Annotated in this window: 15 protein-coding genes and 6 pseudogenes; 8 read left to right on the top strand and 13 right to left on the bottom strand. The window is 53.6% G+C overall.

What is annotated here, in order from left to right; all coding sequences use genetic code 11:
- Positions 1-30 precede the first annotated feature (30 nt).
- The 4 genes and pseudogenes from LU633_RS19620 to LU633_RS19605 all read left to right on the top strand — a co-directional run bounded on the left by LU633_RS19620 (position 31) and on the right by LU633_RS19605 (position 5,377).
- A complete protein-coding gene (locus LU633_RS19620; protein WP_016192054.1) occupies positions 31-501 on the top strand; it encodes a VirK family protein in 471 nt (156 codons plus the stop codon).
- Between the two features lie 543 nt (positions 502-1,044).
- Entirely contained in the window at positions 1,045-2,010 is a 966-nt protein-coding gene (gene glk / locus LU633_RS19615) for a glucokinase (protein WP_016192053.1), read from the top strand.
- 829 nt (positions 2,011-2,839) lie between these two features.
- Positions 2,840-4,075: pseudogene (alaC, locus tag LU633_RS19610) on the top strand (alanine transaminase).
- Positions 4,076-4,176: 101 nt separating this feature from the next.
- Positions 4,177-5,377, top strand: a pseudogene (locus LU633_RS19605) (IS3 family transposase).
- 857 nt (positions 5,378-6,234) lie between these two features.
- Here LU633_RS19605 and LU633_RS19600 read toward each other — a convergent pair.
- Positions 6,235-6,639: pseudogene (locus LU633_RS19600) on the bottom strand (DNA primase); the annotation flags it as partial.
- Here LU633_RS19600 and LU633_RS19595 point away from each other — a divergent pair.
- A pseudogene (locus LU633_RS19595) lies at positions 6,637-6,876 on the top strand (IS3 family transposase); the annotation flags it as partial. The pseudogenes LU633_RS19600 and LU633_RS19595 sit on opposite strands and share 3 nt — an antisense overlap.
- Before the next feature lie 44 nt (positions 6,877-6,920).
- Positions 6,921-7,058, top strand: a pseudogene (locus LU633_RS19590) (IS91 family transposase); the annotation flags it as partial.
- A gap of 187 nt (positions 7,059-7,245) precedes the next feature.
- On the opposite strand, the gene LU633_RS19585 reads toward LU633_RS19590, so the two are convergent.
- On the bottom strand, positions 7,246-8,085 hold the full coding sequence (locus LU633_RS19585; RefSeq protein WP_016192047.1) for an OspG family effector kinase: 840 nt from the start codon (positions 8,083-8,085) through the stop codon (positions 7,246-7,248).
- Between the two features lie 582 nt (positions 8,086-8,667).
- Between LU633_RS19585 and LU633_RS19580 the strand changes: the two are divergent.
- Positions 8,668-9,487, top strand: a pseudogene (locus LU633_RS19580) (IS5 family transposase).
- 89 nt (positions 9,488-9,576) lie between these two features.
- Here LU633_RS19580 and araD read toward each other — a convergent pair.
- The 11 genes from araD to LU633_RS19525 form a co-directional block, all read right to left on the bottom strand.
- Positions 9,577-10,275, bottom strand: a complete 699-nt coding sequence (gene araD, locus LU633_RS19575; RefSeq protein WP_016192044.1) for an L-ribulose-5-phosphate 4-epimerase — start codon at positions 10,273-10,275, stop codon at positions 9,577-9,579.
- On the bottom strand, positions 10,272-11,129 hold the full coding sequence (locus tag LU633_RS19570) for an L-ribulose-5-phosphate 3-epimerase (RefSeq protein ID WP_016192043.1): 858 nt from the start codon (positions 11,127-11,129) through the stop codon (positions 10,272-10,274). Before LU633_RS19570 ends, araD begins: the two co-directional genes overlap by 4 nt.
- A 2-nt stretch (positions 11,130-11,131) precedes the next feature.
- On the bottom strand, positions 11,132-11,794 hold the full coding sequence (gene ulaD, locus LU633_RS19565) for a 3-keto-L-gulonate-6-phosphate decarboxylase UlaD (RefSeq protein ID WP_016192042.1): 663 nt from the start codon (positions 11,792-11,794) through the stop codon (positions 11,132-11,134).
- Positions 11,791-13,275, bottom strand: coding sequence for an FGGY-family carbohydrate kinase (locus tag LU633_RS19560; RefSeq protein ID WP_016192041.1), 1,485 nt, complete (start codon positions 13,273-13,275; stop codon positions 11,791-11,793). The genes ulaD and LU633_RS19560 overlap by 4 nt, the downstream gene beginning before the upstream one ends.
- The gene (locus LU633_RS19555) at positions 13,272-14,570 is read right to left on the bottom strand and encodes an MFS transporter (RefSeq protein ID WP_046372041.1); all 1,299 of its coding nucleotides are present in this window, start codon (positions 14,568-14,570) and stop codon (positions 13,272-13,274) included. Before LU633_RS19555 ends, LU633_RS19560 begins: the two co-directional genes overlap by 4 nt.
- Positions 14,571-14,584: 14 nt before the next feature.
- On the bottom strand, positions 14,585-15,043 hold the full coding sequence (locus LU633_RS19550) for a YhcH/YjgK/YiaL family protein (protein ID WP_016192038.1): 459 nt from the start codon (positions 15,041-15,043) through the stop codon (positions 14,585-14,587).
- Positions 15,044-15,056: 13 nt separating this feature from the next.
- Positions 15,057-16,055, bottom strand: a complete 999-nt coding sequence (yiaK, locus tag LU633_RS19545; RefSeq protein WP_016192037.1) for a 3-dehydro-L-gulonate 2-dehydrogenase — start codon at positions 16,053-16,055, stop codon at positions 15,057-15,059.
- Between the two features lie 316 nt (positions 16,056-16,371).
- Complete coding sequence (locus LU633_RS19540; protein WP_016192036.1) at positions 16,372-17,223, bottom strand: SMP-30/gluconolactonase/LRE family protein; 852 nt, start codon at positions 17,221-17,223, stop codon at positions 16,372-16,374.
- A gap of 10 nt (positions 17,224-17,233) precedes the next feature.
- The gene (locus LU633_RS19535; RefSeq protein WP_016192035.1) at positions 17,234-18,334 is read right to left on the bottom strand and encodes an ABC transporter substrate-binding protein; all 1,101 of its coding nucleotides are present in this window, start codon (positions 18,332-18,334) and stop codon (positions 17,234-17,236) included.
- Positions 18,331-19,431, bottom strand: coding sequence for an ABC transporter permease (locus LU633_RS19530; RefSeq protein ID WP_016192034.1), 1,101 nt, complete (start codon positions 19,429-19,431; stop codon positions 18,331-18,333). The genes LU633_RS19535 and LU633_RS19530 overlap by 4 nt, the downstream gene beginning before the upstream one ends.
- A 40-nt stretch (positions 19,432-19,471) precedes the next feature.
- On the bottom strand, positions 19,472-20,998 hold the full coding sequence (locus tag LU633_RS19525) for a sugar ABC transporter ATP-binding protein (protein ID WP_016192033.1): 1,527 nt from the start codon (positions 20,996-20,998) through the stop codon (positions 19,472-19,474).
- Between the two features lie 324 nt (positions 20,999-21,322).
- On the opposite strand from LU633_RS19525, the gene LU633_RS19520 reads away from it, so the two are divergent.
- Positions 21,323-22,135: an IclR family transcriptional regulator gene (locus LU633_RS19520; RefSeq protein WP_016192032.1), complete on the top strand. Its 813-nt coding sequence runs from the start codon at positions 21,323-21,325 to the stop codon at positions 22,133-22,135.
- Positions 22,136-22,210 lie beyond the last annotated feature (75 nt).

Raw genomic sequence — 22,210 nt, 5'->3', positions numbered from 1 at the left:
ACGTTCTCATTAATGGAGATAAGTACTTTTATGGTTAAGAAAATACTTTTTTCAGCTGTGCTGGCGGGCTTAAGCTGCTGTCTGGTCGCTGTTCTTGCCGCATCGCCTGACACTCTCAACGATTATCAGGCAATAAAATCTGCACTGAGCACCGGTAAAGCGGTAACGATGGTAACTACCTTTGACCATTGCCAGGGACAGCGCGAGGGTAAGCCTCGTAGCATCAATATGATCGGGGGGCTGCACATCGCCAGTTTCCTCATTCCGAATGATAAATATATTATTTTCTCTGATTATCATCAGCGGTTGAGCGACAAAGACGGTATACCGGAAGTCGAATTTACGCGTTACAAAGTGATGCCTGATAACCACCTGATTGTTGAAACCAAACGGTACCCCACATCAGGCACCGAGGGCGGAGAAAAACATAACGAGAAGTTCACTCCCGTTAGCTGGACTTGCGAAATCGGAAGCGCTGCTCGCTTTTACACTGCACAATAACGCGATTTGCATCCTTTTCCAGGGTTCTATTATTCAGGAAGTTTTACCATTTTTCAGGCTTAACAGCCATCGTTAAGCCTGCTATCTCGTTAACCGCTGTGAAGCTATTCATCCCGCATGGCCTGATATGCCTGGCTTCTCAGAGCAGATGTTTTTATCTCCTGTATGACAATCTGCCCACGGCCTGGTGGGAGGCCTGAAGCACTACATCGTACGAGACTTTCATACATATAAAGAGCGTGATTGTTTACACTGCGCTAAAACCCGGTATTTACCACCTGGTAAAGCGTCGAATTTACCTGCAGCGTGCAGCAGGGGCAAAACCTGCCATATCATGTTACCTGGTAGGCTTCATACTGGTTAGCTGATTACAGCCAGCCCTGCATAAACTAGGCGTATATAATTACCACAGAATTCAGATTGATGCCCTTAGGAAATAATACATTTTACGAATATGGGAGTCGCCGATGCGGGGCGGATATTGTTGTTTGCGTAGGGGAAATTTATGATGTGTCTTAACGACGTAAGCGGAGTAAAACTATAATGACTAATTATGCTTTGGTAGGTGATATTGGTGGGACCAATGCCCGCCTTGCACTGTGTGATGTTGAGGACGGTGCTATTTCACAAGCCAAAACGTTCTCCACATCGGATTATGATAATCTCGAAGCGGTAATTCGCACCTATCTGGATGAGCAAAAGCAGGATATTAATGATGGTTGCATCGCCATAGCCTGCCCGATAACCGGGGATTGGGTTGAGATGACCAACCATGACTGGGCGTTCTCGACCAGTAAAATGAAATCCGCCCTTGGTTTTGAACATCTGGAAATCATCAATGACTTTACCTCCGTTTCGATGGCTATCCCCATGCTGACTAGCGAAGATGTGATGCAGTTTGGTGGCAAAGAGGCCATCAAGGATAAGCCGGTAGCGATTTATGGTGCGGGAACGGGCCTCGGTGTTTCTCACTTGATTCACGTTGACCAACGCTGGGTCAGCCTGCCGGGCGAGGGAGGACATGTAGATTTTGCGGCCAACAGCGACGAAGAAGATCAAATCCTTGAGGTATTGCGTGCGGAACTTGGTCATGTCTCTGTGGAACGTATTTTGTCCGGTGCGGGCCTGGTCAATCTTTATCGGGCGATTGTAAAATCCGACCAGCGTATACCCGAAAACCTTAAGCCAAAGGATGTATCACAACGCGTGCTGGAAGACAGCTGCACCGACTGCCGAAGGGCTCTTGCGATGTTTTGTGTCATCATGGGGCGTTTCGGTGGCAATCTGGCACTCAATCTTGGCACCTTTGGTGGCGTCTACATCGCAGGTGGCATCGTGCCCCGCTTCCTTGAATTCTTTAAAGTATCTGGTTTTCGGGCGGCCTTTGAAGATAAAGGACGTTTTCGTGATTACGTCCGCGATATTCCGGTTTATCTGATCACGCACGATCAACCAGGCCTGCTGGGGGCAGGGGCGTATTTGCGCCAGACCCTGGGTTGCGTGCTGTAATACTCATCGGGTCAGCGCCTCTCGCTGACCCTCTTTACTTTCATCTTTCGCCATTATTTCACGGGTTCCCGCCAGCCAGTTTCTTGCTAACGGCGATTTCAGGCCTTTTTATTTCCCCGATGCTGACCGGTTTTATATCGTCAGCAGTCAGCAAAAAGCAATCTTTGAACTTTTAAACCTAATAGCGGAAAACCCTCTCTCCTTAAAGGGGATGTTTTTCTTCAAAATGACCAGCCAGGAAATGCCAGTTATCGGACCTGCTCATATTCCTGACAGCATCAACCAGGCAGTTCAGAGAGACGATTGAAAATTTTCAGGGCAGGGGGAAAAAATCGCGCAGGATTACCTGCTGCACGGGGTAATTAAAGAGGAAAAAAAGCCATGCAGAAGACCAATTTTTCCCCTTTTGTATTGCCATAATGTTGGCCTGATGAGGCCGTTGTGTGAAAACTGATGCGACTTTTACCCCTGGTGCGTTCGGTGCTCCCAGGTTCATATCGCTACGTTCTTAGGCTACGAATATAAAACCCTTTCTCCTGTTGGCGGTATCAATATCTGCTGAGACGCTTTAATTCTGCTACGAACCTGAGTCGAAATATGAAAAACAGAAAAATAAAAATCCGCCTTCACAGCCAGACTGAAATCCAAAGGCAATCAGGCAAACCAAAGCGCTTGATGGAGACGCCCACAGAAGAGTGCTTTTTTATAAGTAATAAAATCTTATTTTGGTCTGTCGACAACCAGATGAACTCTGCGTTATGTTGAGAACCGACCTTTATTGGTCAACGTCGCTCGGACAGTCCGGCGCTCACATAACTCAGAGGTCTTTATGGCCGATCTTCACTCTGCACGTCGTTTTTCCCGCATTGAACGTCTTCCCCCCTATTGTATTTAATATCACCACTGAACTTAAAATGGCGGCGCACCGCCGCGGCGAGGATATTATCGATTTCAGCATGTGAAATCCGGATGGTGCCACACCAGCGCATACTGTTGAAAAACTCTGCGCGGTAGCGCAGCGTGAAGATACGTATGGCTACTCCACTTCTCGCGGTATTCCGTGTTTACGCCGTGCGATTTCCCGCTGGTATGTCGATCGCTATCAGGTGGAGATTGACCCGAATTCTGAAGCTATTGTCACCATTGGTTCGAAAGAGGGGCTGGCGCACCTGATGTTGGCAACGCTGGACCCTGGGGACATGGTACTGGTGCCCAACCCAGGCTACCCCATTCATATTTACGGTGCGCTGATTGCTGGTGCGCAGGTTCGCTCAGAACCGCTGGTAGTCGAGTCGGTATTGACTTTTTCAACGAACTGGAAAAAGCCATTCGCGAAAGCTATCCAAAACCGAAAATGATGATCCTCGGCTTTCTTTCTAATCCGACCGCGCAATGTGTCGAGCTGGATTTTTTTGAACGCGTCATCGCGCTGGCGAAGCAGTACAACGTGCTGGTGGTAGACGATCTGACCTATGCCGATATTGTTTACGATGGCTGGAAAGCGCCGTCAATTATGCAAATCCCCGGTGCCCGCGATGCGGCTGTTGAATTTTTTACATTGTCAAAAAGCTACAACATAGCGGGCGGGCGTATCGGTTTTATGGTGGGCAATAAAGAGCTGATTGCGGCATTGACTCGTATCAAAAGTTACCATGATTACGATACCTCCACGCCCTTACAGGTGGCGGCGATTGCGGCACTTGAAGGCGATCAGCAATGCGTACGCGACATAGCGGAGCGGTACAAACGACGTCGTGACGTGCTGGTTAAAGGGCTTCATGAAACGGGCTGGAAGGTCAAGATCCCAAAAGCATCTATGTATGTCTGGGCGAAAATTACTGAACGCGATGCGGCGATGGGATTGCTGGGTTTTGCCCGGCATTTATTGCAAGAAGCGAAAGTATGCGTCTCGCCGGGTATCGGCTTTGGCGATTACGGTGATACGCACATGCGTTTCGCACTGATTGAAAACAGCAACTGTATGCGACAGGCTATTCGCGGAATAAAAGCGATGTTCCGTGCCGACGGTATTCTGCCTGGTGCCGATATCGTGCAACAAGAATAAGTGCGTCACTCAGGGGCAGATTATGCAGTCTGCCCCGTCTGTTTTACATTCTATAACATCAGGTATGTAGTGGCACACTGAATTTGGCCACCTGAGTTGAGGTGATATGCCCACCTCAAAATTTCACAGGTGAACCAATAAGCAAGGTATTTACTGCTGAATTTAAACTTGAAGCGGCAAAGCGGGGCCTCGACCAGCACTACACACACGGTGAAGCTGCTAAGGCGATGAATGTCAGTCTTTCTGCCATCAACCGGTGGGTAAAATCGTTACGTCTGCAGCGTCAGGGAAAAAAACATCGGGGCTGCCTGTCACTCCTGAGCAAACTGAACTCAGGGAAATGAGAAAACGTATACAGCGCCTTGAAATGGAAAACGAAATCCTAAAAAAGGCTACAGCGCTCTTGATGTCGGACTCCCTCAACAGTTCTCGATAATCGACAGTCTGAGGGCGCAGTACCCGGTTGCCTCATTGTGCCGACTGTTCGGTGTTCACCGCAGCAGTTATCGCTACACACGTAAAAACAGTACTGAGCCTGATGCTGACCGTGCCGTTAAACGCCGTCTGGTCAGCGAGGTCTGGAACGCCAGTGGGGGTTCCGCCTGTGCCAGAAGTATCGCCACGATGGTCACGACAAAGGGCGTACAACTCGGTCGATGGCTGGCTGGTCGACTGATGAAAGAGCTGGGTATCACCAGTTGTCAGATACCGGGGCATAAATACAAACGTGGGGGCAATGAGCATGTTGAAATCCCGAATCTTCTTGCCCGGCAGTTTGCAGTGACAGAACCGAATCAGGTCTGGTGCGGTGATGTGACCTACATCTGGACGGGCAAACGGTGGGCTTATCTGGCCGTGGTGCTGGCTCTGTTTGCCCGTAAACCGGTGGGCTGGGCGCTGTCGTACTCACCAGGCTCAGACCTCACTATAAAAGCACTTCAGATGGCATGGGAGCTACGGGGGCGGCCATCAGGCGTGATGTTCCACAGTGTTCAGGGGAGTCATTATACCAGTCGTCAGTACCGACAGATGCTGTGGGGCTACCGGAGCACACAGAGCATGAGTCGCCGGGGAAACTGCCGGGATAACAGTCCGATGGAGCGGTTCTTCCGTAGACTGAAGAGTGAATGGGTACCAACGACGGGCTACGAAAGCTTAGGGGAAGCACGGTTATCGATAATCCGATATATCACGGGGTACTACAGTGCTCTCAGGCCTCACTGGAATAACGGCGGCTTAACGCCAAATGAATCAGAGCGGCTGTTCCACGAACAGTCAGGTCGTGTGGCCAAAATTAGTTGACCACTACAGTCCCAGTCATGGCAGCGGAGGCATTGCTTATTACCGAAATAACGAGGCTGGCATAACTGACATCTCCAGTTTCGCTCTACAGTCTGATAAGGGGGCTGGTGACTGACCCAGGGTGGAATGGTATCTGTGTGTCCGGGTGGTTTAAACGCGTGGGAACGTTGTCGTCCCCCATCCGGATCGTGGCGATAAGTGCAATTACGGGCTCTGGCAATGGCATTAGTGCCCGTCAGTACATGCTGGTAATACTGAACCCCATTTGACTCAATCCGGATGTTCATCGCTACCCCGCAAAACTCACAAATCAGTGAGTCGTGGCCAAGGTAGTAATCCTCAACCAGCTCACCTTCGGGTATTAAGCCCCCAAAAGTGGCTGATGTCCCCTCTCTTCATGTTACATCTTTCACATCTTTTCATTCCATCACCTGTATTCCTTTGAGCCAGCCGCCTTCAAGCATGCCTGAGTAAACCGTTACAAAAACAGAGTATTAACAACGTTTCACCGCCGTTCCAGGGTTGTCTTTACAAAATTATTAATTGATTATAAAGATTAATATAATTAAATTGATCGACAAAAACGATAAAAATATTGCTGGTTACACGCACCCGGACATGAGTTCACAGTAAGTCATTTCTACGACCCGAAAGGGTTATCTGCTGCGAAGAGGACAGGATGAACGTTTCCCGCCGATTAGCAAGGTGATGAATAACGTCAGGCAGTAAAACCATTAGGGAAGCAAACCCGTTTCCCGTTCAGCAATGAAAAAGGAGAAAATTGAATGAAAAAATATCTTCCACATCAGCAAACCTTGTTGGCAGCAGTACTCGGCATGGCAGCTTTTAATGCCTCTGACATTGCGGCAACCCGCCACCCAGAACGACATCGCGTCGATCTGGGATTCGCACAGGATCACCACCTTCGATCCGAGCAGCGCCTGTTCATTCCAGATCCCGACCAGCGAGCCGGTACAGTGCTCATGGCCCGATTCACGCAGGATGCCCGGCCTGTAAGCGGGCGCGGATCTTCGCGCCATCCTGCTGTGTTTTTGGCGGCAGACGGTAGTCCGCGTGCGGTTGGCGAAGCCCAGCTTAAAGGTGGCGACTAAGTCAGAATGGCTGAGACGACACTTCTCCAGATACGCCACCGCTTCCGGCGCATTCAGCAGCGCCTGGCAGCCCGCCTCGCCCTCGGCGAACACTTCCGGTTCACCGACACTGACCAGCGGCTGAACGGAAGGATTGTCGCCCAGCTCCGCCGCCTGAAAAAGATGTACGCCTCACTCAGTCTGGATCACGAACATCCTTAAGGATGTTGTGACAAAAAAACTTTGGCGGTACCCGCAAAACGTGAACTGGTGCGTTATGTCATGAAGGAGCATCAGACCAGTGAACGACGCAGGTGCCAGCTTACTGGTATCAGCCGCAGCCTTTTGCATTACCGCCCTGACACAACATGGGATATGCCGGTAACAGGGGCGTTACAAAAACTGGCCGTAGCTCCTAACTGGAAGTGGTACTAAAAATCGGGAGGACTACATTCCTGCGGCGTGACCCGTTAGAATGCGTGCTGTGCGGCGGGCGTATGGTGTACCGTCGGGCAGTGACTGGCCTGAGTGTGCAGGGGCTGAAAATCCACGCCCGGGAAATCAGACTGATGAGGTACATCCCGGCCTGACGCGGGGAAGATCCGCCTTTCGCTCGCAGAAAGCACACAAAAGGACCTGAAAATGCACAAATCAGCAGCAGCCCGCGTAACGCAGGCTGCCCCTGCAGCATACTAATCGGATAGTGATTAAATTTCAGCCGCCTGATAACACGCAGAAATAGTTTCAATTTCCTTTACGTGAACGGGGAATAAATGTTTAACCAACACTTTTGTTCATGATGTAATTTATAATATACTTTAAACCGCTCTTATCAACTTTATTTTCCCTGTTTGCGGATATATCTACAGGCAAAAAAATATTTCTTTCTTTATCATAGAGAAAATTATTTTCTGACATATCAGACGGAGCACAACTTTTTGTGACCATTTCAGCAATCAGAGACATGAAGTTAGTAGTGGCATCAACTGGAAACTCTTTTATTTGAGATAAAGGAGCACCTTCTATTTTGTCCATATGGATAGCTCTCCCAGAAATAACATGAGCAGTATTTTTACCATAAAACATATTAAATGAGTTAGCTTGATTGATAATTTCATTATCTTCAACACTATCAAAAAATATCTTTAATACTTTATGATCATTTCTCGCGTCTTCCACAACTATAGCTTCTGCACCCTCACCAATTGTGGGGCCAATGTTATCAGAATATGCCTCGACAAAATCCGCAGAACTCATATATCTCGTTTGGTTAATTGTATTTGTCGGCACACTATTTTCTGTGTTAATAAAAGTTGTAGTATTGCAGTTCCGGATAAAACTCCCTATTTTATCTCTTAATTCATGGTTTGAACATTGAGAGAACACCTTCTTTAGTTCAAAAGCCAACTTCATCGAATAAGCATTTTTTTCTATCGATTTATTTTTAATAAATACATTTTTGGCTTCTGCTTTTGTAAGTCCAATGTGAGAATTGGCAATTTTCACAAGTTTATTTAGTGTTTTTTTCGAAAGGTCTTTATTTTCAGTCTTTTTCAAAAGGGCAGTGGTAACTGAGTCACTATAAATATCAATTCGCTGTTGTTTATTTATAAACATAAATGCATCCATTATTAAATTGGTTAAGCTACCAAGAAAAAGAAGTCATATCTATAAAAAAACGACTATGCAACCCATAAGATATTATAATATTTTTTCCGGGGAGGGCGCGTTAAGGTGACTGCGGTTACTCAAATTCAGTTACACTATTTTTACTGAGTAAAGTCAGAAGAATTTTGAAAAAAATTCAGTGCGGTAAAGCAGGCATACCAATATGTATGAAACTGATACTTTTGCTGCCTCGGTTTTTGTCAGAGAAGTACAGTTGAGGGAATGTCGTGTTCCCATGCAATCTGTTGATTAATAAATTAATAGCTATTCAGCCTGACCACTTAACTGCGTTTAGTGTTCCGTTGCTCCCCACCCCCCCTAAAAAGGCCACCAACCTGTGGATTGCCGCCTGATTTAACCACCTGCCGGACTACGACTGGACCTGGTGTCACCACGCATCGCTCGTCGCCGCCTTTCACAGGTTTTCTGCTCGACAGTAAACCTTGCCTTAATGACTTTCACGCATGACTAAGAACCTGTCCCAAAAGGCGTCATCGTATAATGCACCCCGGTCATATCTGAGGGCAAAGTATGGCAGGCGGTAAAGGACAGATTAGCGATGAACCCCGGGACAAAATGGCCCCGCTTATCCCGGAACACAAAACCGCCATCCTCCGGGTACGCGCCGAAAACGTGTTGATAATCGGGTCGCAATGAACGCCATTTTCTTCGTCCCCAGCACAGCCTGTCAGTGGAATGCACTCAATGCCACAGGGATAGGTTTATCAGATTCTGCGCACCGACGCTTCCGGGAACGGAGAAGACGCAGGTGTCTTCGGGCGTTTCTGGCAGAACGGATTACTGGCCTGTGAACACCCGGACGGCACGGACTGCTCATGGTTGTCGGTGGATGGCGGTATGACAACATCACCGCTGCCGGGACAAAAAACAGGACGCTACCCCACGGACACAGGGAAACAGGGCGTAAAGCCCAGTCTGATGACAGACGCCGGCGGGCTTCCTCTGCCACGGGTCGTCGCAGCAGCAGACAGGCATGACATCAAACTGGTGGCGGACACACCCGGTGCTCTTCAGACGGGATGCCCGGGGCAAAAACCCGGACTCTGCCCGGACAAAGGCGACGAAGCGCCCGGGCTGAAAACAGACCGGTTGTGCCGTCGTGACAAGCCTTATATCCCGCCCCGTAAAGAGGAATGAGATGCCAGTAAAACCACGAACTTCATGGCCCGTCGCCGGGAGGACGCACAGCCGGATGAACCGGTTTCGCCGGCCCCTGACCCGACGGGAAAAGACGCCTGAGAATGACGGGGGGCTTTTGTGTTTTTCCTGTGGTCTTATTGTCTGGAATAACGTTCTGTTGAGACAGGCGCTAAGGCAGCAGGCGTCATAGTCCCTTCTGCAAACGCCACGCTACCCAGGCCGTTGACATCGATTTTCAACCCGCCAACAAACGGCCGGGTGAAAGCGACAGCCTTACTATCACTGTCCGTAATAGGCATTCGCTCCGTGTTTACGAAGATAATGCTTATCCAACAGGACCTGTTGCATATCACTGATGCCTGGCGTCAGCTGACGAGAGAAAATCCCCATATACGCCACCTCTTCCAGCACTACGGCATTATGCACGGCATTATCCGCACTGCTACCCCATGCAAACGGACCATGGGCATTCACCAGCACCGCCGGAACCGCTGCCGGGTTGATATTCCGCGAGCGAAACGTCTCTATAATCACTTCGCCAGTATTGTACTCATAGTTTTCAGCAATCTCCTGCGGCGTCATCAGCCGCGTACAGGGAACCTTGCCGTAAAAGTAGTCAGCGTGGGTAGTGCCCCAGGCAGGAAGATCCAGCCCTGACTGTGCCCAGATAGTGGCATGGCGTGAATGCGTATGCACAATGCCGCCAATGGTTTCAAAAGCACGGTACAGTGCCAGATGGGTGGCGGTATCGGAGGAAGGTTTCTTGCTGCCTTCTACCACCCGGCCCGTTTCCAGGTCGACCACCACAATATCATTGAGCGTCATCCCCTTATAGTCCACGCCGGAAGGCTTAATCGCCACCCGACCGCTGGCGCGATCGATGGCGCTGACGTTACCCCAGGTGAAGGTGACCAGATTATGCTGCGGCAGCGCCAGGTTAGCGTCCAGTACCTGCTGCTTTAACGACGTTAAACTCATAAAAATCCTCCTTCCTGCATTTTTTGTTCAATCCAGCGCCGGGCCTGCACGATCTCGGCCACCGGCTCTTCCGCTTTTTCTGTCCACATCTCAATCAGAAATGCACCGCGATAGTTGAGCGCCTTCAGCGTGCGAAACACGTTGACGAAGTCCACGCAGCCTCTGCCGAACGGCACATCGCGGAACTGGCCCGGCGAACTCTCGGTGACCGGCTGTGTATCCTTCAGGTGAATCGCGGCGATACGATCAATACCCAGCGCCAGCTCGGCGCTGACATCGTTGCCCCAGGCGCTGAGGTTGCCGACATCCGGGTATACGGTGAACCACGGCGAGGCCAGCTGGCGGTCCCAGTGTTTCCACTTAGCAATCGCGTTCATAAATTCGGTGTCCATAATTTCCACCGCCAGCATCACCTGTGCCGCCGCCGCGCGCTCAACGGCCCATGCCAGCCCTTGGGCAAAACGGGCGACCGTGCCCTCATCATGCGGCTCGTAGTACACGTCGTAAGCCGCCAGCTGAATGGTGCGGATGCCGGTGTCTCTGGCAAACTGAATGGCACGCGCCATCAAATCGTACGCCTGCTGACGCACGGCGGGATCGTGGCTACCAAAGGGAAAGCGACGATGACCAGACAAACACATGGAGGGTATGCCGATGCCGGTTTCAATCATCGCGCTCACCAACGACAGGCGCTGGGCCGGGGTCCAGTCAAGACGGGCCAGACGATGGTCGGTTTCATCTACCGACATTTCTACAAAGTCAAAGCCGCAGGCTTTCGCCAATGCCAGGCGTTCCGGCCAGCTCAGATGCGCGGGCAGCGCTTTTTCATATATTCCCAGCGGGTGCTGACGCATGGTTATATCCCCCAAATACGATCAATGGCCTGATGGAACTCGGCGGCGGTGCGCAGTCCGTCGGCGCTTTCAGTAAGCGCCCGACCAACGATAAAGGCACGTACGTCTATTTCTTTAAACTGCGGGAGTTCTTGCGGCGTAATGCCGCCGGTCACTGACAGACCAAAGCCCAGATCGGAGAGTGCTTTCATCGCATCCAGATCCTGTTGGCTCCAGCGCTGCCCCTGCGCCTGAGCATCGCGCCCACGGTGATAAATGGCCTGCTTCAGACCAAGCGCACGCCAGTTGCGGGCGTCTTCCATTGTCCAGTGGCCGAACAGTTCAATCTGAATCTCTCCCTGATAGCGCTGCGCAACCTCATGGGCGCTGGCAAAGGTCGCCAGCGGTGCAGCACAGATCACCGTCATCCAGCTGGCTCCGGCCTCAAAGGCCAGTTCCGCCAGCGTAGAGCCAGCATCGGCAACCTTAAAATCGGCAACCAGCGTTTTCTCCGGCAGGCGCTGGCGCAGCTGGCGCACCGCCTCCACGCCGCTGCCGAAGCACAGAATGGTCCCAGCCTCAACGATATCCACATGCTCATGCAGATGGTTGGCAGCCTCCAGCGCGGCGTCCAACCGGGTATGGTCCAGCGCCAGCTGGAGTTGGGGACGGGCGTGATGGCTCATGGATTACCTCCCGGATTGACAACAAGCAATGCAGTGATCAGGCGCTGATAGCGCTGGTATTTTTGTTGGTATTTCGCGTGACGTTCCCTGTCCGGCTGATAGCAGACGGTGGCCGGGTTCAGGTAACGCTGTGCCTGCTGCAACGAGGCATGTGCGCCAGTGCCAGTCATGGCCACCAGCGCTGCACCCAGGCAACCGCTCTCTTCAATTTGTGGGATCTCCACCGGCAGACCGCTGATATCGGCAAACATTTGCATCCACTCGGCAGAACGGCCAGGGCCGCCGCTCAGGCGCAAAGTACGCGCGTTTGGAAAACGCTTAAGCAGGCGGTTGAGGTGTGTAAGATGTGAGAACACCACGCCCTCATAGATAGCCTGTACCAGATGCCCGCGATGGTGGCCCGCCTGCAGGCCATAGAAGCTGGCGTGCAGATCCGCCCCGGAGTTATTACCATAAAGGAACGGCACGAACAGTAGCGAGCTGGCAGCAGGAGGAAGCTCGGCAACCCACTGATTTAGCTGGTCATAATCGTCGACACCCCACTGCTGGCAAAACCACTCAAGGTTGGCGGCGGAGGTTGGACTGGCTTCATGAACGATATACTGGCCGTCAATAGCGTAACGTCCGTAAACGTAGGGATAGTCAACTTCATCGCTCAGGCTGTCAGTGATGCCGCTGGTGACTGACCAGGTTCCCATCACCGCGTTCAGTCGGGTATCATCATCCAGTCCGGCGCAGAGCGCGGTAGAGACCACGTCAAACAGGCCACCCACCACCGGGGTGTCTTCCGGCAACCCGCACTGCGCTGCTGCCTCGGCACTGATATGCCCGGCAATCTCGGTGGAACCGACAATCGGCGGCAGCGCGGGCAGGATCTCGGCAATGTCCAGCCGTTCCGCCAGCGAGACTGACCAGCCGCCCTGCTGCATATCGTATAAATTGGATTCAGAAATATTGGTCTCTTCGCAGGCCCGCTGGCCGGTCAGGCAGTAGCGCAGATAGTCATGGGCCATCATGACGCTGCCGATCGCCGCATAGCGCGTTGGCTCGTGCAGTTTCATCCAGCGCAACAGCGAAACCGGATGCCCGGTCCACAGCGTCTGGCGGGTAATGGGATAGAGCGCCTGCGGGATGCCCTCGCGCTGCCACTGCTGCACCAGCGCCAGCGCACGACGATCGGAGGAAAGCATGCCGTTGCCCAGTGGTTTCCCCTGCTTATCCAACAGAAACAAGCCCTTGCCTTGTGCGGAGATCCCCATACCACGCACCTGCGCGGCGTCGATAGCACTACCCGCCAGCACCTGACGTATCACCGCCGCCGCCGCCTGCCACAGCTGGGTCATATCCCGTTCAGCACGGCCTGGCTCCGGCACCAGCACTGGCAGGTTCTGCCGGGCGACCGCTTTTTCACAGCCAGCGGCGTCATAGAGCCCGGCCTTAATAAAGGTGCCGCCGCAGTCCAGCCCTAACCAGTAACTCATGCTGCCTCCTTGCGCGGTGAATCACAGCGCGAAGGCAGGGTCAGTGCCAGCAGTGAGGCAATGCCCAGCGAGATAGCCAGGCTGATTACGCCAGCATCCTTGCTGTATTGCGCAATCAGCACACCGACCATATACGGGCCGCAGAAACCGCCGAGGTTGCCCAGCGCGTTAATCACGCCACGCGCCCCTCCGGAGACTTCGGCGCTGAACAGGCGAGGAAGAATGCTCCAGAACACGCCAGCCGCCGATTGAATGAACACCCCACAACCGACCAGCGCGACGTAGGCCCACCAGATATACGCTTTCAGTAACACCGACAGCGCCATGCACAATGCAAACCCGGCCAGCGGTAGCACAATAAACAGCTTGCGACGGCCAGTGGCGTCAGAAAGTGTGGAGAACAGCAGCATGCCAAAGATCGCGCCGACATAGGGCAGGATGGCCAGCCAGCCGACCTGCTCGATATTGCCGCTGGTCAGCCCTTTCAGAATGGTCGGCAGCCACAGGGTATAACCGTAAATTCCGGTCTGATAGAAGAAATTCACCATGATAAGCCGCCACATCACCGGTTCACACATCACCTGACCTGGCGAAGCATTGCGGGTATTTTTTTCTTTTATCTGCAACTGCTCTTCATGCAGCATTTTGATCAGATAGTTTTTTTCCGCCTCTGAGATCCATTTCGCTTCCTGTGGACGATTGCTGATGGTAAAGCACCACAGCACCATCACCACCAGCGACATCACGCCTTCCACAAAGAACAGCATGCGCCAGTCCCAACCGGTGATGATCCAGCTGGAAAGCGGTGCGGTCAGGATCCCAGCGATCGGCACAAACATGATCGCAATTGCATTCGCACGGCCTCGCTCCGAATCCGGAAACCAGTTACCGATCATGGTCAGCACCACCGGCAGCATGCCCCCTTCAGAGACACCCATCGCAAAACGCAGCGCCAACAGCTGGTACTGGTTAGAGGCCAGGCCGGTGAGGGCCGAGAGCACTGCCCAGGCAAGCAGTGACCAGCCGATAAAACGCTTGCCGTTGCCGTGAACCGCCAGCCTGCCACCGGGGACCTGCAGGAACAGATAGCCGATAAAGAAGATGCCCCCTGCCAGACCAGCCATTGAGGCGGTGATACCCAGATCGTCATCCATGCCGCCGGGCATGGCAAAAGCGATATTGACGCGATCCATGTAAGAAATAATGCAGGTAATCAGAATCGGCGGAATGATCCGCAGCCAGCGCGTGTTGGGAACCGACGCGGGTGAAGCCGCTGAACTTAATATCAGGCTCATAACATGCTCCCTGATTAGGTGAAGTCGGCAACCGGGATCTTAACCACCACTTTGCGGATCGGCTTTGACTCGCCGATCATACAGTTAGGGCGGTGAATATCCTGCGGGAAAAACACGGCAAAATTGCCGGGCTTCATCAACAGCAGCGTCTCGGAGGGGGCATCGCGATAAAAAATAATATCGCGGCTGGCGTCCCAGGGTTGATGGATAGCCAGCCCGGTTTTCTCCGTGGCCACGCCGATATGCTCCTCACCCTGGACCAGATACTGCACGTCAACGACATGGCGATGCGCCTCCGGGTAGTTTTCGTCGTACGGACCGGTTTGCAGATCCAGCACCTGGACTACCCAGCCGGTTTCGCTGACCTCATGACGTCCTGCAACCATGTTTTGGAAATCGTGATACGCAATCGCGCAGGCGACGGCGGCGGGATAGTGGTACGCCTCGGTATTGTTGATATGACCAAAAATCATTGGGTTGCTCCTGTCAGAGTGCCTGAATACGCGCCCAGACGCGTTCATCGACCGGAATGCCGAGGCGCTGGTTTTCAGCACGGATGCCGGGGAACTTGTGGCCCGGCAGGCGGATGGCCTGCTCGCTGTCGGCGCGGTCAGCCTCGCTGATCGATTCGCGAATGCGGGCCAGCTTGGCGTCACGGGTTGGGCCATCGATCAGACGGTCAACGTCGATGGCGATAAACACCTGCGAGATGCCAAATTCGTCGCCGTTGTCCTGCGTGACCTCCGTCACCGACGCACCGTTAGAAAGCAGGGTGGCAACCATATCGAGCACAATAGAAAGCGCCGATCCTTTCCAGTAACCCATTGGCAGAATGCGGCGGTTTTCTTCGATAACGGCAGGGTCGCGGGTGTAATTGCCGTCGTTATCAAAGCCGCCATCCACTGGCAGGGATTTACCCGCCAGGCGGTTAATTTCCAGCATGCCGTAGGAAAACATCGACATTGACATATCCACCATGGTGATTGGTTCACCCGGCACAGCGACGATCAGCGGGTTGGTGCCAATCGCGCAGTTCTTTGCCCCCCACGGCGGCATCACCGCAATGGAGTTGGTCCAGCAGACGCCGATGTAGCCCTTCTCCGCCGCCTGCCAGCCGTAGCTACCGCCGCGCATCCAGTGGTTAGCGTTGCGCAGCGCAACCAGACCAATACCGTGATTATCGGCAAGCTGGATAGCACGATCCATCATCGCGGTTGCGGTCAGGTTGCCGATGGCACGATGGGCATCCCACTGTTCAATGGCGCCCAGCGACAGCATTTTTTCCGGTGTCGCCTCCGGCACGATGTGCCCGGCGTCCAACTGTTGAATAAAGCGGGTGAAGCGATTTACGCCGTGGGAATAGACGCCGCGTTCGCTGGTATCGGCAAACAGAGTAGCGCAGGCCTCAGCCTTATCACTCGATACGCCGTGCGCCAGTAACACCCGCAGGAATTCCTGCTTTAACTGCTGGTAACTGATTCTCATGCTGCTGTTTCTCCCCCGCTCATGATTTATTTCAATATATGGAATGTCATTCCAACTAAATCGTATGAGGTTATTCAGATGAAGTCAAAGAAACAGACATGTAATTTTTTGTTAAAAAAACAATAATATAAAATTAATATTAACTTATGTGATCGTGACCACATCGGGTGATCGGCAGGCGTAGGGAAGCCGACGTCGGGGAGTCACCCGACGTCGGTTATACAGCTAAAATAACCTGCTGTGTGCGATGCGGATGCCGTATCAAACGGTTCCGCCAGCATTTTACCAGGTGTACGCCCCGGCTAACCCACGTGCATTACTGCCTGATACGTACGCGATACAGCGACGTGGTTGCGGTGATATACAGCTCGTCGCCATCCGGGCCGCCGAAAGTGCAGTTAGAGACACACTCCGGAAGCGGGATTTTGCCGATGGCCCGACCGCTGCTGTCAAAGGCGATAACGCCATCGGCGCAGCTACACCAGATGTTACCCCGTCGGTCGACACAGAAGCCGTCCGGGATGCCCGGCGCCACCTCGGCAAACGCTCTACCGTTGCTCAGACGATTGCCGTCCACCGTGTAAACCCGCAGTTCGCGGCGGCCCAGCGTCGGAAAATCAACGATCGACATATCCGCCACGTACATCAGGCTCTCATCCGGTGAAAAGGCCAGCCCGTTAGGGCGCTGTAGATCGCTGGCAGCAATGCTCAGTCTGCCGCTGGCCGGATCGAAGCAGTAGAGATAGCAGCCGATCACCTGACTATGGGCATGGTAGCCCTCAATATCGCTGGTAATACCGTAGGGTGGATCGGTAAACCAGAGGGTACCATCGGAACAGACCACCACGTCATTCGGCGAGTTAAAACGCCTGCCATCGACTTTATCCACCAGCAGGGTGACGCTACCGTCAAATTCGGTGCGGCTAATGCAGCGGCGACCATGCTCACAGCTGATCACCCTGCCCTCGCTGTCCCGCGCGTTGCCGTTCGTGAAGTTTGAAGACGCGCGCCACAGCGTTAACTCGCCGCGCCGCTGCCAACAAAACATACGGTTGCCCTTCACATCGCTGAACACCACCGCATCCTGCTGTGGTAGCCACACCGGGCCTTCTGCCCATATTGCCGGGGAGCAGAGCTTCTCAATAACCAGATCGTCAGTGATTGCCATAGTGTCTCCGTTAGTTCACACCCCAGATGGTTTTGTAATGGCCCTGATAATCGTTCTGCGGGTCGAAATGATTCTGCGACCCGCCATCACTGCCGATATTCTCTTTGGTTATCAGATGCGGCGGCGTCACATAGCCTGAGGGCGGCTGGCCGGCAAAGGCACGGTTAAATTCGTCCAGGAGCTGCCAGCCATGTAGCTTCAGCGGTTCGGCTACGGTCCCGATCTGGCTGTCGCCGCTGCGGATACGCTGGAAAGCTGACACCGAGCCGTCACCGGCAGAGATATTAAACGGCGCTTTACTGCCCCCCTTTCCGGCAATCTTCAGCGCCGGAGCCATAAAATCAAAATAGAGATCGTTAATCGCCAGCGCGTACTGAAAACGGTCACCATATTTTTGCAGCAGGCTGAAGGTCATTGAAGGCATGCGGTTGGCGGTGTCGGCCAGCGGCGTATCGATAAACTCCACCACCTTACAGCCGCTACATTTCTCGATCTCCTGCTTCATGGTGTTGGCTTTGTCCAGCGCGATTTGATAAAGCGAATCAGTGAAGATCAGCACGCTGGCCTTACCACCGGATTGCACAACAGCGTACTGCGCCGTCAGCCGCGCCACGTCGGTGGAACTGGAGGTGATATTGGTGGTCACGCCATACTGCGGAATTGGCCCCGGCTGCGGCACCGCGTGCCACGCCATCAGCACAATTTTTTGCTGCACCGCTTTTTTCAGCAGCATTTTCGCCACGTTAGGGTTCCAGCCACCGATCACGATGCCATCCGGTCGCTGGGCAATGGCCTGATTAAGCGCGGCAAGCTGATCTTTTACCGAGCCGCTCCCGTCAAGCGTCTCCAGCTTCCAGTCCGCCGCCTGGGCCGCCTCACTTAACCCCTGCTGCACACCCTGCACACCACCGTTTTTCATATCGGAAGCGATAAAAATCACTTTCTTACCCGGTTGCAGCTTAGGGCCGCTGGTGGGACCACCCCATGCGGTAACACTGCCCGTGGCTTTCTGAACAGCGGCCGTTGCCTGGTCGAGATAGCTGTCAGCGTGCGCTGGCAGCACCGTGGCCAGCAGAGCAGAAAGGGGCAGTGCAAGTACGTGCATTTTCATAGCGAACTCCCAGGAGTCATGGATTTTTGATTAGGGTCAGAAGAGGCCGCCGTGGCGCTTTGGCTACGCACCACGGCTTTCTGGTTGAGCATCCGGCGGCGCTGGGCGTAGCCGGCAAGCGTAATAGAGAGCAGCAGCGTGGCACCGTTAAACAGCGGTTCAACCCAGAATTCGCCGCCGAACTGCTGGATACCGGCAATGCCGACGGCCAGAATGGCAATCCCCACCATCGTACCCCAGACATTAACCCGGCCCGGACGAATCGTGGTGCTGCCGAGGAAAGCACCGACCAGTGCGGGCAGCAGATAGTCCATGCCCACGCTGGCCTGTCCCACGCCCTGCTCGGCGGCAATCAGCACACCGCTGAACCCGGTAAGCACGCTGGAGGCAATAAACGCACCGATGGTGAATTTATTAACGGCGATGCCGTTCAGCCGCGCCGCCGCCGGATTACCACCCACTGCATACATGCAGCGGCCCAGCGGGGTATGTTCGGTAATCAGCCACAGCACAATCGCCACGGCCAGCACATAGAAAGCCCCGATTGGGATGCCGAAAATGTTGGTGTAGTGCAGCGCGGTAAAGGCATCGGACAGATCACCGACGATTTGGCGACCGCCGGAGTGCCACAGCGCGATAGCGTACAGCACGGTCCCGGAACCTAGGGTGGCAACAAAGCTGTCAATATCCGCCAGCGCAACCAGAATGCCGTTCAGCAGGCCATAGAGCGCGGAGATGGCCAGCACCGCCAGCACCGCCATCTGCCAGGAAAAGCCATATTGCACCTGCAGGGTGATAGCAAGAATATGCCACAGTACAATGCCAAAGCCGACGTTAAGGTCGATCTTGCCGACAATCATTGGGATGGTCGCCGCCAGCGCCAGCAGAGCAATCTTGGCTTTACTTGACAGGATCGCCTGCAGCGTCAGCATGCTGGCGAACGACGGCGACAGCGCGGAAAACAGCACGGCCAGCAGAATACACAGCAACAGCAGGCCATAGCGGGTAACGATTTGCATCGACCACGGACCGGCACCGTGTTGAGCGAGGGTGACCCGTTGCTCCAGCGCGGTCGACTTAACGGACGTTTTAGACATAAAGCTTCTCCTGCCACCGCCTGCGGGTGGCGTTGCAATTTCAGACGGTGGCGACAGTGGATTCACTGCTGGCAGAGGCCAGCTCAAGCAGACTGGCAAAGCTGACCCGATCGTTTGTCAGCTCGCCGACGATTTCACCGCGATTAAACACCAGCGCACGGTTACAGATATGGGCGATCTCTTCAAAGTCGCTGGAGATCACCAGCACGGCAACCCCATCGGTCAGCGCTTTGTTCAGCAGATGGTAGATTTCTTCGCGGGCACCAACATCAACGCCGGCTGTGGGATCTTCCAATATCAGCAGCGGCGCGTTGAGGTGCATCCAGCGCGCCATCACCACTTTCTGCTGGTTGCCGCCGGAAAGGGCGCTGATATCGAGGCTGACATCTTTCGGGCGGACGTCGAATAGCTGCATTTTCCACCAGCTGGTGCCCAGTTCGGCACGGCGACCATAGTGTGAAAGCATATGGTGGCCGCTGGCGCACGGGTTCAGAAACAGGTTTTCGCGCACGCTCATCGACATCACCAGACTTTCACCGGTACGGTCGCCCGCCACCAGCGACACGCCAGCCGCCATCGCCTGTTGTGGCGAGCAGGCCTGATAGCTCTGCTGGCGAAAGCGGATGCTGCCGTCGGTAATCTGACGCTCGCCGAACAGCAGACGTCCTATCTCTTCCTGGCCAGCCCCGCGCAGGCCGGCCAGCGCCAGCATCTCTCCGGGTTGCAGGCTGAAAGAGACCGGACCCACTTCATTGATGCATACCTTATCGAGAGTCAGTACCGGATCGGCTTTTTCCGGCAGAGGCTCACGCTGATTGCCCTCCACCGCTTCACCAACGATCATCTCCACCAGGTTGCGCAGACTGTAGTCGCGGGTATAGCCGCCCGCCACGCGTTTACCATCGCGCATCACGCAGACGCGGTCGGCAATTTCAATCACTTCATCCAAGCGGTGGGTCACGTAGACCATGCCGACTTTCTTCGCTTTCAAACGATTAATCACGCTGAACAAATGGCGGACATCGTTGGCAGGCAGTGAGGCCGTAGGTTCATCCAGCACCAGCACTTGCGCGTTGACCGCCACCGCACGGGCAATGGCCAGCAGTGATTTTTCGGTGCGCGACAGCTCAAATACGCGGGCATCCGGTTCGAGGGCGATGCCGACCTCCTCCAGCGCCTGGCGGGAACGCTCGCGCACCGCGCGCCAGTCAATCAACCCCAGGCAACGGGTGAAACCCATGACCAACGCCATGTTTTCGGCCACCGTCATCCACTCGATCAGGCCGAGATCCTGATGAATAAAGGCGATAGGCTGATGCGTGGCGGTTTTCACCGCGGCGGCGGAAGCAATACTGGCACCGTTAAAGTGGATATCGCCGCCGTCACGCGGATACACACCGGCAACGATTTTGATGAGAGTCGATTTGCCAGCACCGTTTTCACCCAGCAGCGCCAGTACTTCGCCGGGATGCACTTCCAGACTGACATCATTCACAGCGATATTGCCGCCGAAGCGTTTGGTAATATGGCTTAACGTAAGTAGGGCTGTTTCGGGGCTATTCTGCATAACAGTCTCCTGCAACAACAGACGAATATCCGCGGCGGCACAACATCATAAACAGCCGCAAATTCCAATATACGAAATTAAGTTCCAAAAATACTATTCTTCATTCTAGCGAAAAGCAAAGATGTGAAGGTTTTATTTTAAGATAAAAATCAATTAGTTATTTGTTATGTTATAGAAGTGTGATGAATGACTCACTTCGCTTCCAGCGATTTTTCAGGCTAAGATTAAGCGCGAAGCATGGTGACATATTCACAGCCCGGGAGGCTTGCGTTACCATCAGAAAAAGTCCGATATAGCCTGTGCGGAAACTAAGAGGAAGTGTGAATGAGCGTAAAAGCGGATACCGCAAAGGACGATAAAAAGGATCAGCCTGCGGGCACCCAGAGCCTGTTTCGTGGCCTGCAGCTAATTGAAATATTAAGTAATTATCCAAACGGCTGCCCGCTGGCGACGCTGTCAGAGCTTTCCAGGATGAACAAAAGCACCGTACACCGGCTGCTGCAGGGGCTGCACAGCAGCGGTTATGTTACCCAGGCCCCCTCGCCCGGCAGCTATCGGCTCACCACCAAGTTTATCTCGGTGGGGCAAAAAGCGCTGTCGTCGTTGAATATCATCCATGTGGCGGCACCGCATCTGGAGAAACTGAATCTGCAGGTGGGCGAAACGGTCAATTTCTCCAGCCGGGAAGACGATCATGTAATTCTGATTTATAAGCTGGAACCTACCACGGGTATGATGCGCACCCGCGCCTATATTGGCCAGCATATGCCGCTTTACTGCTCGGCTATGGGAAAAATTTTTATGGCGTGGGGCAGCGAAGAGTACCCGGCGCACTACTGGGCAACGCATCAGGACACCATCCAGAAGCTGACAAAGAATACCATCACCACCTTGCCAGAAATGCTGGAAGAGTTGAAAACCATTCGCCAGCAGCAAACCGCAATGGACAGGGAAGAGAATGAGCTGGGGGTCTCCTGCCTGGCGGCACCGGTCTTTGATATTCAACAGCGGGTGCCATTTTCTGTGTCAGTGTCTTTACCTACCGCGAAGCTACAGCAGATCGGGATAAAAAAACTGATGGCGCAGGTGGTCGAAACCGCCCGGGCCATTTCGGCAGAGCTGGCTTATAACGATTAATTCAGTGGTGTGCCGCTCAGGGCGCTGAACACGCGCTGCTGGCGCTATCCCTCTGGTTTGTTATCCAGAGGGATT

It is taken from the genome of Erwinia tracheiphila (assembly GCF_021365465.1).
In the GTDB taxonomy this organism is placed as follows: domain Bacteria; phylum Pseudomonadota; class Gammaproteobacteria; order Enterobacterales; family Enterobacteriaceae; genus Erwinia; species Erwinia tracheiphila.
Note: the sequence above shows the minus strand (reverse complement) of the source record. Positions and strands in the feature narration are given on the sequence as shown.

Coding starts and splice junctions, on each gene's coding strand:
- LU633_RS19620 (WP_016192054.1), top strand. CDS start 31: ATGGTTAAGAAAATACTTTTTTCAGCTGTGCTGGCGGGCTTAAGCTGC.
- glk (WP_016192053.1), top strand. CDS start 1,045: ATGACTAATTATGCTTTGGTAGGTGATATTGGTGGGACCAATGCCCGC.
- LU633_RS19585 (WP_016192047.1), bottom strand. CDS start 8,085: ATGTTTATAAATAAACAACAGCGAATTGATATTTATAGTGACTCAGTT.
- araD (WP_016192044.1), bottom strand. CDS start 10,275: ATGAGTTTAACGTCGTTAAAGCAGCAGGTACTGGACGCTAACCTGGCG.
- LU633_RS19570 (WP_016192043.1), bottom strand. CDS start 11,129: ATGCGTCAGCACCCGCTGGGAATATATGAAAAAGCGCTGCCCGCGCAT.
- ulaD (WP_016192042.1), bottom strand. CDS start 11,794: ATGAGCCATCACGCCCGTCCCCAACTCCAGCTGGCGCTGGACCATACC.
- LU633_RS19560 (WP_016192041.1), bottom strand. CDS start 13,275: ATGAGTTACTGGTTAGGGCTGGACTGCGGCGGCACCTTTATTAAGGCC.
- LU633_RS19555 (WP_046372041.1), bottom strand. CDS start 14,570: ATGAGCCTGATATTAAGTTCAGCGGCTTCACCCGCGTCGGTTCCCAAC.
- LU633_RS19550 (WP_016192038.1), bottom strand. CDS start 15,043: ATGATTTTTGGTCATATCAACAATACCGAGGCGTACCACTATCCCGCC.
- yiaK (WP_016192037.1), bottom strand. CDS start 16,055: ATGAGAATCAGTTACCAGCAGTTAAAGCAGGAATTCCTGCGGGTGTTA.
- LU633_RS19540 (WP_016192036.1), bottom strand. CDS start 17,223: ATGGCAATCACTGACGATCTGGTTATTGAGAAGCTCTGCTCCCCGGCA.
- LU633_RS19535 (WP_016192035.1), bottom strand. CDS start 18,334: ATGAAAATGCACGTACTTGCACTGCCCCTTTCTGCTCTGCTGGCCACG.
- LU633_RS19530 (WP_016192034.1), bottom strand. CDS start 19,431: ATGTCTAAAACGTCCGTTAAGTCGACCGCGCTGGAGCAACGGGTCACC.
- LU633_RS19525 (WP_016192033.1), bottom strand. CDS start 20,998: ATGCAGAATAGCCCCGAAACAGCCCTACTTACGTTAAGCCATATTACC.
- LU633_RS19520 (WP_016192032.1), top strand. CDS start 21,323: ATGAGCGTAAAAGCGGATACCGCAAAGGACGATAAAAAGGATCAGCCT.